Genomic DNA, 10,619 nt, shown 5'->3' with positions numbered 1-10,619 from the left:
ACCAGCGCCACCCCCGCGACCAGTGCCGCGCCGAGGGCGCTCGACAGGGGACGTAACAGGGACATGGTATTCCTTCACTCTGGCGGGCCGGGCGGCGGGCGCACGTCCCGCAGGGGCTCTGCATCTGACGGGGCCGCGAGTTAGTACAGAGTCTGTACTTACGGGCCGCCCACCAATGTATGACGAAAGGAAAAACCGGGTACGGTGGTGCGGTGACCCCCGCGCGACGCGGGGCGGCTGGACGCAGAGGGGATGCTGCAACAATCATGAATAATCGCTATGTGATCGGGGATTTCGGTGAAATCCCTCCCGGGCAGGGCCCGGGCGCAAAGATGTCCGTTTTCCGCGAGGCGGCGCACCGAACGACTCCGGCGCCGCCCAGTGTCCGGGCATGATCGAGTTCGTTGCGCCGGGCCGTGACCTGACCGCCGAGCGCGCGCACCGGCTGGCCCGCAGCCGCAGCACCGCCTGGGACGACACCTTCGTTGCGGCGGCGCTCGGCACGGGAATCGTCTGTCTGCCGTCGTGCGCGGCGCGGCTTCCCGAGCTGGCGGACTGCCGCTTTTTCCCGAGCTACGCCGCCGCGGTGGCCTGTGGCCTGCGGCCGTGCTCGCGGTGCCGCCCCGAGGAACGGTCCCCGCTCAGCGGCGGCGATCTGCGGCGCGGGAACCTGCTCGATCGCGCGGTGCTCCAGCTGCGCAACGGGGCCGTGGACGATGCCGGGGTCGCGGGGCTCGCCGCCGAGCTGGCGGTGAGCGAGCGGCACCTGCGTCGCCTCTTCCTCGAGCACGTGGGAGCCACCCCGCAGCAGGTCAACCGGGCCCGGCGGGCGCTCACCGCCCGGACCCTGATCGAGAGCACCTCGCTGCCCCTCGGCGACGTCGCGGGCCTCGCCGGATTCGGGAGCCTCCGGCAGTTCAACGAGGTGATGCGCGCCGAGTTTGGCCGCGCCCCCTCCGAGATGAACCGGCAACGGCAGCCGGCTCCCCCCGCCGGGGCCGGGTCCCGCGGCCTCGTCTCCCTCACCCTGCGGGTGCCCGTGCCGCGCCCCTACGCGATGGAGGCGATGCGTCGCTTTCGCCGCTATCACGCGGTGCCCGGGCTGGAGGCGCTCACCCCTGACCTCAGCCAGCACGCCCGCGTCCTCTCCGCGCCCGGCGGCCCGGCCTCCTTCGTCGTGGTCTGGCCGGAGCCGGACGCCGACCGCTTCGCCGTCCGATGCCACCTGAGCTGCCCCGGCGACCTGGGCGGCGTCTACGCCCTCCTCCGCCGGGGGCTCGACCTCGACGCCCCCGCGAGCCGGATCGATGCGACCCTCACGGCGGATCCCCTGCTCGCTCCTTTGATCGCCGCTCGACCGGGGGTGCGGGTGCCCGGCATTCTGAACGGCGCGGAGGCGGCGCTCTTTTCCGTGCTCGGGCAGCAGGTGAGCGCCGCACAGGCGCGCGAGCGGAAGATCCGGCTCGTTGAGCGGTTCAGCCCGGTGGCCTTCCCGGAGGGCGACCGGAGCTCGCTCGCGCACCTTCGGCTGAGCCCCGATCCGGTCTGGATTGCCGATCGCGGAGCGGAGGGCCTGAGCGCGGATCTCCGCATCGGTCTCCCCCGCGCCCGAGCCCTGTGGTCCCTCGCGGTTGCCCTGAGCCGGGGGCTCGATCTCAGCTGGGGCGCTGATCCCGACCGAGCGCGCCGCGAACTCGCGGACATCCCCGGGATCGGCCCCTGGACCACGGAAATGGTCTGCCTGGGGGCGATCGGCGATCGGGACAGCTTCACGGCCGATGACCCCGTCGCGCAGCGCGCGCTCGGGGTCACCTCCGCCCAGCAGGCGGTGCGCCGGGCGGCGGCCTGGCGGCCCTGGCGCGGCTACGCGCTCATGCACCTGTGGCTCGCGGGCGCGCCCTCCGACGCGTCAGCCAGCGCAAAAGACCGCACGGGGAGCGCCGCCGCCGCGGCGGCGGCACGAACGCACGGCAGCTAAGTCACACTCAACGGCCGTTCGTTCGTGCCCGGGCTTAGGCGCGCGGCGCGCCCTCCTCCCCCGGGTCCGCCTCCCGCTCAAGCGCCGCCAGCGGGTGCTCGCCCGTCTCGAGGACGACCGAGTGTGCGGCCGAGGCATCGGACTCGATCCCCGCGCGCCGCTCCGCCCGGCGCACGCGCCGAGCGAGCCGCTTCTCACCCCGGCGGATCGCCCGCCGCGCGAAGAGCGTGTAGAGGATCGGGACGAGCACGATCGTGAGCAGCGTCGAGGAGATCAGGCCGCCGATGACCACCACCGCGAGGGGCTTCGAGATGAACACGCCCCCGCCGGTCAGGCCGAGCGACATCGGAATCAGCGCGAAGATCGTCGCCGCCGCGGTCATCAGGATCGGCCGGAGCCGGAGCCGGGTCCCGTGATGCACGGCATCGTCCAGCTCCGCGCCGTCCGCCCGGAGCCGGTTGATGAGGTCGATCAGCACAATGGCGTTGGTGACCACGATCCCGATGAGCATCAGCAGACCGATCAGGGCCGGCAGCCCCAGCGGGGTGTTCGTGATGAGCAGGGCCAGCACCGCCCCCGTGGCCGCGAAGGGGATCGACACGAGCAGAATCAGCGGCTGGGAGAAGCTCCGGAAGGTCGCAATCATGATGAGGAGGACGAGCACGATTGCGGCGAGCATCGCGATTCCGAGCTGCGCGAAGGAGTCTTCCTGGTCGGCAGAGACGCCCGAAACGCTGAACTGCACGCCCGCCGGGAGGGAGACCTTCGTCATGGCGCGGTCCACCGCGGCGGACGCCGCCTCCAGCTGGCCGCTCTTCGGGGTGACCTTGACGGTCACGACCCGGGAACCGTCCGAGCGCTCGATCTCGGCCGGGCTCAGCTCCTCGGTGACCGTGGCGACCGCGGACACGGGCACGGGCTCACCGCTGAGGGTTTCGAGATCCTTGCGTTCCTGTTCGAGGCGCTGCTGTTCGGCGAGCCCCTCCTCGGCCTGGCGTCGGCTCTCGGCGAGCGCGTCGAGCTGCTCATCGATCTGCGTAATCGAGCCCTCGGCGGCGGCGATCCCCTCGGTGAGTTGCGCGAGCTGCGCGGCGCGCTCCGCTTCGGCCTGGGCGCGCGCCTGGGCGGCTGAGGTGGTGGCGTTGGCCGGGGGCACCTGGAGGGGGGCTTCGCTGAGCGCCGCGAGCTGTTCGCGGAGCTGCCCGAGCTGGGTCACGGCCTCGCCGCGGCCCTGCTGCACGGTTGCGACCTGCTCGTTGAGGTCCTGCTCCGCCTCGATTCTGGCCTGTTCAGCCTTCGCGTCCGCCTCCGCCTGCATCCGGTCGGTGACGGCCTTCTGCGCCTGCTGGGTCTGCTGCGGGGTGACCGGGAGCAGGAGCTTCTCGAGGTCCTCCTTGGTGCTGCCCGCGGCAGTCGGGCTGAGCACGATGTCGCGCTCGGTGCCCTCCAGGGTGATGGTTCCGGCCGGGGAGCCCGAGAGGGCCGCGTTGATCGCGGCGGTGACCGTTTCCTGGTCATAGCCGATCGCGGCGGCGTTGCGCCGGTCGACGACCACGCGCAGCGTGGGCTGCTCGCCCTTCAGGGTGTTCGTGACCGAGGCCACGCCCCGCGCCCCGCCGAGCTCCTGTTCGAGGGCCTCGGCCGCGGCGACGAGCGCCTCCCGATCGTCGCCGAGGACGGCGAGGTTAATCGTGTCCCCGCCGATGCCGGTGCTGTCCTGCGCGGCGACGGCGACCTCGCCGACGTCGCTGAGGCCGTCGACGGCGCGTTGGATCTTGGCGGTCACCGCCTCGGCGTCGACCCCCTCGCGGAGGAGCACCTGCAGATCGGTCGTCGGCTCGGTCGTGCCCGCGGTAGCCTCGCTCAGCGTCGCGACGGTGTTCTCGACGCCGGAGACCCCGCCAATCGCGGCCTCGAGTGGCTTGGCGGCTTCGCTCCGATCCTCGAGCGTGGTGCCCTTCGGCATCGTCTGGGTGACCCGAACGGTCTGCTGCCCGCTCTGCCCGAGGAAGTCGATCTGGAGCATCGAGGCGAGGAAGAGCGTCACGATGAGCATCGCGCCGGACGCGGTCAGCGTGATGATGGGGTGCCGCCGGGTCGCGTCCAGGGCGGGCAGGAAGGCGCGCTGGAGCCGGTCCACCGGGGCCTTCGTCTCGTCCTCCGCAATGGCCCGGGCCTCCGGGGAGAGCTCGGGCTCCTCCTCGCCCGGCAGGGGGTCCTTTCCGCGGAGCAGCCAATAGGCGAGCACTGGGACAATCGTGAGCGCCACGAGCAGGGAGGCGAGCAGCGCAATGGTGACGGTGATGGCGAAGGGACGGAACAGCTGCCCGGCGACGCCGGACACGAAAATGATCGGCAGGAACACGGCGACCGTGGTCAGCGTGGACGCGGTGATCGCCCCGGCGACCTGGGCGACCGAACGCAGGATGCTCTCCGGGGTGAGCCGCCCGCCCGCTTGGTGGCGCTTGATGTTCTCGATCACGACGATGGAGTCGTCCACCACGCGGCCCACGGCAATCGTGAGCGCGCCGAGGGTGAGCATGTTCAGGGTGTTGTCGGTCAGACGGAGCCCGATGAGGGTGATGAGCAGCGACAGCGGGATGGACACGGCGGCGATGATCGTCGGACGGACGGCCCAGAGGAACACGAGAATCACGAGCACCGCAAAGAGCAGGCCGAGGCCGCCCTCGACCGAGAGGTCGTGCACGGACTGCTCGATGAACGGGGCCTGGTCGAAGAGGGTGACGAACTCGGCGCCCTCCCCCAGGCTCGGGGTCAGCTCATCGAGCGCCGCGGTGACCGCGTGCGAGATGTTGACCACGTTCGCGCCGGGGCCGGGGGTGATGGTCAGGGTCAGCGAGGGGTTCCCGTTCACGCGCGAGATGGTGCTCTCGGGCAGGGTGGCGAGCGCCACATCGGCGACCTGGGCGATCGTCACGATGCCGTCACGGCCCTGGAGGGGCAGCGCGAGGATGTCGTCGACGGAGCCGAGCTCGGAACCAACCGACACCGAGAGGGGGCCTTCCGGGCCGCGCGCCTCGCCGGCGGGGCGCACCGAGCCGTTCGCGCTGAGCGTCGCGGGGATCTGCGCGGCTTCGACGCCGAGCGTTTTGGCGTCCTCGGCGCGAACCGTGATCTCGACCCGCTGCGCGGCCTGACCCGCGAGCTCCGCCTTCTGCACGCCGTCAACGGCGCGCAGCGCGGGGAGCACCCGAGATTCGAGCGCGGCGACGAACTCGGCCTGATCGCCGGAGCTGCCCGCGGACAGTTGCATCGCCGGCATCCCCTCGGTGCCCCAGGGTGCGGCGTCGGCCTTCGTGCCAGCCGGCATGCCGGCCACGACCGCGTCCACCGCGCCACGGATCGAGCGCATCACCTCGTCCTGGTCCTCGTCGAAGGGCCAGTCCACGAGGATCTGGGCCTCCCCCGCCGAGGTGTACGACGTCACCTGTTCCAGGGCGGGCACGGCGGTGAGGGCCTGCTCGACGGGCTCGGTGACCGTCTCGACCATCTGGTCGGCGGCGATCCCCGGCGAGGTCACCTGTATGAACGCGGTGGGTTGGGTCATCGAGGGCATGAGCTCCTGGCGGAGCGAGCCGGTTGCGAAGAAGCCGAAGACGGCCACCGCCAGCGTGAGCAGGGCGACGACGAGCCGGTTCTTGAGACTGACACGGGTCAGTGCGGTCATGTGGGGGGAATCCTTTGGGCGACAGCGGGTAGGGGCCGGTGCCTCGGGATGGAGGGCACCACTCTGCCAGATTCCCAGTCTGAGGTACGAGGGTCGTCCCCCCACGGGACCACCGCCGTCGTACCCAGGGACCGTTCGCCGGGCGCGTCGCCCTGGCCGGTGCCGGGAACGGCTTAGCCCAGCGAGGCGCCGAGCAGGGCGGCGGCCGTCAGGCTCACCGCCAGCAGCCCCATCGCCCAGAGGGCGAGGGTGACCCCGCTCCGCCCGGGCTTTCGCGACAGCAGGAAGACAACGCCGAGCGGCAGCAGCGCGGCGAGCGAGAACAGTCCGTGCATCGGGATGCCCCCTGAGCCGGGCTCACGCGACTCCGCGAGGAGAACGAAGCCGAAGGACGCCCCCGCCTGGAGGAGCAGCACCGCGGCGAGCCCGAGGGAGGGTTTCACCCGCCGTGTCCCGGGAAAGCTCGACGCCGCGTCTCGGTCGCTCTCGGGGCGTGCCCCCATCGTGTCCTCCCGGAATACTGCGACGGCGATCAGCGCGGATCCTGCCAGCCGGTTTCGACCGTCGCCCGTCATCTGTCGCCACCAGTCTCTCCGATCCCCGCCGAGAAGCCAAGGGCCCCGGATCCGCAGCGCACCGCCGTCCGGCGACCCCGGGTCAGCTCTGCGGGAGCGGCCGGTCGCTCACGATGTGCTTCATCACCAGGGTGGAGTCCATCCGGAGCACCCCGGGCAGCGCCGACAGCTCCTCGTCCTGCAGGCGGGCGTATGCCGCGAGATCGGCGGTCACCACGCGGAGCAGGTAGTCGGGATCGCCAAACAGGCGCTGGGCCTCGATGACGCTCTCGATCATCCGCACCCCGGCCTCGAAGGCACGGAGCGTGGCCTGATCGGCCTGCCGCAACGTCACGAAGACGAGCGCCTCGAAGGTGAGCCCCACGGCCTGCGGATCCACGACCGCCCGGTAGTTCCGGATCGCTCCGCTGCGTTCCAGCTCCCGGAGTCTCCGATGGGTGGGCGACAGGCTCAGCTGGATGCGATCGGCCAGCTCGGTCAGGCTTAATCGACCATCCTGCTGAAGCGCCGCAATAATCTTCCGGTCAATTGAGTCCATGCCAAATATTCTTCCACAAAACCCCGCGAGTCAGGGGAAATCATAGAAACACATCCTGCGTTCCGAGGAATAACATTCTGTTGTATCCCCCCACTATGCTTCGTGCCGATTCGAGAGGAGTCCGCCGTGGACGCCGCCCTCCTGCTGACCTTCTGGGGCGCCGCCGCCCTGCTCATGCTGGTCCCGGGCCCCGACTGGGCGTTCATCCTGGGCGTCGGCGCGAGCGGTCGCCGCGTCGTGCCCTCCGTCCTTGGCCTCATGATCGGGTACACGCTCATGACCGGCATGGTCGCGCTCGGACTCGCCGCGCTGCTGACCGCCGTCCCCCAGGCGATGAGCGCGATCACCGCGCTCGGGGCCGCGTACCTCGTCTTTCTCGGCGTCACCGGCTTCCTCAAGCGGGGGCACAGCCCCGAGCAGCTCGCCGACCCCAGCGCGCTGAGCGAGCCCGAGCGGGCCTGGCGGCCCATGCTCCAGGGCATCGGGGTGAGCAGCCTGAACCCCAAGGGGTTGCTCGTCTTCGTGGCGCTACTCCCCCAGTTCACCGACCCGAACGGGGCCTGGTCCCTGCCCCTCCAGCTCGGCACGCTCGGGATCGCCTTCGTGCTCACCTGCGGCGTCTTCTACCTCGCGCTGGGCTTCGGTGCCCGCCGCATCCTCGGCAGCCACCCCGGCCTCTCCGCCGCCACCGCGAAGGTGTCCTCAGCCATCATGATTGTGCTCGGCGGACTCCTCCTCGCCGAGATGTTCCTCAGCCGCTAGGGCGACAGTCGCCCCGCGGGCCACCGCCCGAGCGGGGGTTCGGCTCAGCCGCCGAGGCGTGCCCGATGCGCCCGCACCCGCGAGCGGGTCGCACACGCCGGGCGACAAAACCGCTGCGGGGCGCGCCGACCCTCGTCGATGAACGTCCGGTTGCACCCCGCCGCCGCACAGATCCCCCAGGCGATCCGCCCGCGCTCGGCCGCCCAGGCGGCCAGCGCGAAGGCCCCAACAACGAGTACCCTCAGGGCCGGGTCGCCGTCTTCGTCGGTTTCCGCGCGGACCGCCCAGGCCCCCGGTCGCACCTCGGCCAGGCGGGGGCGCGCGCCCTCCGCCGCAAGCACGGGGTTGACGTGCGCCGCAAGCTCGGCCATCTCGCGCACCGCAAAGAGCGCGCGCAGACGCGCCACCGCCGCCAGGACCGCTGTGGCGTGGGGCGGGGGTTGCCTGGCGAGGTCCGCGGCATCCGCTCCGTGCCGCAGGAGCACGTCCCGCCAGCGTTCCGGCGCCGTAACCGGGTCCCCGGGCGCGATCTCGTTGACCAGGTCGACGAGCAGGAGCAGTCCGAGCGCCCGCTCGGCCCCACGCTCGCGCATCTCGGGGGAACTGGCGGGGCGAGTGCTCGGGGAATCGTTCTGGCGCATTGACATGCTGTAACGCTAACATGTCTTTTTGACGTTACCGCGTGTCGGGGGGATCACCCGGCTGTGACCCCGAAGGAGCCTCCATGCCGACACCCCACGAGCCGGACACGACGAACACTGACACCCCGGTCCTCGTCATCGGCGCGGGCCCCGTCGGCCTCACCCTCTCCCTGCTCCTGAGCCAACGGGGCATCGATCACCTGGTCGTCGAGAAGCACCCGGGCCTGTCGCAACACCCCAAGGCGCGAGGGGTCTCCTCAAGCAGCATGGAAACCTTCCGGCGGCTGGGCATGGAACGCCAGATCAGAGAGGCGTCCCTCCCACCCGAACACGTGGCCTTCTTCCGCGGAGCCACCCTGAGCGATCCGCACGCCGTGCGCACACAGCCCAGCGAGCCCGCCGAGCTGGGCACGCCCAGCCCCGGCGTGATCTGCTCGCAGGACGTCCTCGAAACGCTGTTGCTGGCCGAGGCCAGAGCCCGACATCCGCGTGGCGAAGCGGGGATCCGCTTCGGCACGCGACTCACAGCCCTTGCCTCGCACCCCGAGGGGCCCCGGGCGCGGCTGCAGCGTTCGGACGGGGGCGAAGAAACCGTTGTGGCGCGCACGGTGGTCGGCTGCGACGGCGCGGACAGTACCGTTCGACACCTCGCCGGTCTGGGGCTGGAGGGAGAACGCGGACTCGACCACTTCCGCTCAGTCCGCTTTGACGCACCCCTGGGTGAGCACGTGCGCGGCCGCGAATCCGCATCGTACTTCCTGACCGGTCCGGACGGCGGGGGCTTCCTCGCGATCGATAACGATCACGACTGGATCCTGCAGATCCGGCTGGACGGCCCCGAGGGGCCGGAGCCAGCGTCCCCCGAAGCCCGGATCGAGGACGACGCGCGACTCGCCGAGCGCATCAGGCGGGACGCCGGGGTGCCAGATCTTCCCGTGCGCGTGCAACGCACCATGACCTGGCGGATGGACGCGGCGCTTGCCGAGGCCTTTTCGGGCGATCAGATCGCGCTCGCCGGGGATGCGGCGCACCAAATCCCACCAACGGGCGGGCATGGTATGAACCTCGGCATCGCCGACGCAGAGGCCCTCGCGTGGCGACTGCCGGGCGATCGGGCACGCCTGATGTCCTACGCCGCCGAGCGCAAGCGCGTTGCCCGCGCGGTCCTTGACCTGTCCCTCGATAACGCCCGACGCGCCTACGCCCTGGACGGGAACCTGCTGACCAGGGTCGAACTGACCGGGGACACGGTGCTCCGCGACGCCGAGCAGGCGGTCACGCTCCGCGCCGGGGCCAGGCTACCCCACGCCTGGTTAGCGGACGGCACAACCTCGACCCTGGACCTGTTCGGGCCGGGCTGGGCGCTGCTGGCGGAAACAGGGGACGCTCCGGGCGCTGCGGCCCTCCGTGCCGCGCACCCCGAAGCCGAGGTGTGGCCCATTTCCGGGGCCATGCGTGGCTTCGGTATGACGCCCAGCGGCGCGGTGCTCGTGCGCCCGGACGGGGTGGTCGCGGAGGTTCGTGCGGGCTGAGTGATTCGGCGCGAGTCGCCGGGTGGGCGCTTCGCCCTAGCCCCGGTGGGCCTCCACCATGTGCGTGAGGAAGTCGGCGGCGTTCTGCGTTGCGCGCTTGCCCATGCCCGCGATGATCGCGTTCATTCGTGCGTCACGGGGCGCGGTGAGGGCCTCGACGAGCTCCGGGACCCCGTCGGCCAGGAGCACGAGAATCTTCCGCTGATCGATGGGGTGGGTCCCCCGCACGATGTGCCCCCGGGACTCCAGCCGGTTCAGGGACAGCGTCATCACGGCGTTGGAGCATCCGGCGTGCACGGCGAGCACCGAGGGGGGCTGCGGGCCGAGGTTGAGGAGGAGGTCCAGGGTGGCCAGGCCGATCCGGTCGGTGCCCAGCCGTTCCGCGCGGACGCGTTCGAAGCGCTGCTGCTCAGCCCAGAGCTGCCGCATCAGGCCGATGAGGTCGCCGTCCCCGGTCAGCGGGATGGGCTCGGCGAGGGAGGCCCGGATCTCCGCGAGCTCCGCCGTGTCGATGGGCGCGGAAGCGCCCGCTTCGGCGGGGTCGAGGAGTTCATCGGCGCTGAAGAGCGCCAGATCTCCAACGGAGGCGTGGCTGGGGGGACGCGATCGCATACCCCCCAGCCTATCGAGGAACCCGTGGCCCGGGATTACCAGCCGCGCTCGGCGAGCCGGTGCGGGGCGGGCAGATCGCTGACGGAGATGCCCACCATCGCGGCTCCGAGGCCGCGGCTCACGTCGGCCAGGACGGCGGGGTCGCGGAAGTTCGCCGCGGCGGTCACGATGGCCGCGGCGCGCCGCTCGGGGTCACCGGACTTGAAGATCCCGGAGCCGACGAAGACGCCCTCGGCCCCCAGCTGCAGGAGCAGCGCCGCGTCGGCGGGGGTCGCGATGCCGCCCGCGGTGAA

General features: G+C 71.4%; 8 protein-coding genes and 1 pseudogene. 3 read left to right on the top strand and 6 right to left on the bottom strand.

Features of this window, described 5'->3' with window-relative positions; translation table 11 throughout:
- Positions 1 to 391 precede the first annotated feature (391 nt).
- Entirely contained in the window at positions 392 to 1,978 is a 1,587-nt protein-coding gene (locus tag OOT08_RS16745) for a DNA-3-methyladenine glycosylase 2 (protein WP_325093962.1), read from the top strand.
- 34 nt (positions 1,979 to 2,012) lie between these two features.
- On the opposite strand, the gene OOT08_RS16740 is transcribed toward OOT08_RS16745, so the two are convergent.
- The 3 genes from OOT08_RS16740 to OOT08_RS16730 form a co-directional block, all read right to left on the bottom strand.
- Positions 2,013 to 5,666 (bottom strand): efflux RND transporter permease subunit, encoded by a 3,654-nt coding sequence (locus OOT08_RS16740; protein WP_325093961.1) that lies wholly within the window; start codon positions 5,664 to 5,666, stop codon positions 2,013 to 2,015.
- Positions 5,667 to 5,839: 173 nt separating this feature from the next.
- Entirely contained in the window at positions 5,840 to 6,109 is a 270-nt protein-coding gene (locus tag OOT08_RS16735; protein ID WP_325093960.1) for a hypothetical protein, read from the bottom strand.
- Positions 6,110 to 6,323: 214 nt separating this feature from the next.
- Positions 6,324 to 6,779 (bottom strand): Lrp/AsnC family transcriptional regulator, encoded by a 456-nt coding sequence (locus tag OOT08_RS16730; RefSeq protein WP_325093958.1) that lies wholly within the window; start codon positions 6,777 to 6,779, stop codon positions 6,324 to 6,326.
- 126 nt (positions 6,780 to 6,905) lie between these two features.
- Between OOT08_RS16730 and OOT08_RS16725 the strand changes: the two genes are divergently transcribed.
- Positions 6,906 to 7,541, top strand: coding sequence for a LysE family translocator (locus tag OOT08_RS16725; protein ID WP_325093957.1), 636 nt, complete (start codon positions 6,906 to 6,908; stop codon positions 7,539 to 7,541).
- A 44-nt stretch (positions 7,542 to 7,585) separates the two neighbouring features.
- Here OOT08_RS16725 and OOT08_RS16720 read toward each other — a convergent pair whose 3' ends face one another.
- On the bottom strand, positions 7,586 to 8,188 hold the full coding sequence (locus OOT08_RS16720) for a CGNR zinc finger domain-containing protein (protein WP_325093956.1): 603 nt from the start codon (positions 8,186 to 8,188) through the stop codon (positions 7,586 to 7,588).
- A 77-nt stretch (positions 8,189 to 8,265) separates the two neighbouring features.
- On the opposite strand from OOT08_RS16720, the gene OOT08_RS16715 reads away from it, so the two are divergent.
- The gene (locus OOT08_RS16715) at positions 8,266 to 9,714 is read left to right on the top strand and encodes an FAD-dependent monooxygenase (RefSeq protein ID WP_325093955.1); all 1,449 of its coding nucleotides are present in this window, start codon (positions 8,266 to 8,268) and stop codon (positions 9,712 to 9,714) included.
- Positions 9,715 to 9,750: 36 nt separating this feature from the next.
- Here OOT08_RS16715 and OOT08_RS16710 read toward each other — a convergent pair whose 3' ends face one another.
- Both OOT08_RS16710 and OOT08_RS16705 read right to left on the bottom strand, forming a co-directional pair.
- On the bottom strand, positions 9,751 to 10,326 hold the full coding sequence (locus tag OOT08_RS16710; protein ID WP_325093954.1) for a MarR family winged helix-turn-helix transcriptional regulator: 576 nt from the start codon (positions 10,324 to 10,326) through the stop codon (positions 9,751 to 9,753).
- Between the two features lie 35 nt (positions 10,327 to 10,361).
- A pseudogene (locus tag OOT08_RS16705) lies at positions 10,362 to 10,619 on the bottom strand (pyridoxal 5'-phosphate synthase lyase subunit PdxS); the annotation flags it as partial.

The sequence above is a fragment of the Leucobacter sp. M11 genome, from assembly GCF_035726885.1.
In the GTDB taxonomy this organism is placed as follows: Bacteria; Actinomycetota; Actinomycetes; order Actinomycetales; family Microbacteriaceae; genus JAPFRB01.
Note: the sequence above shows the minus strand (reverse complement) of the source record. Positions and strands in the feature narration are given on the sequence as shown.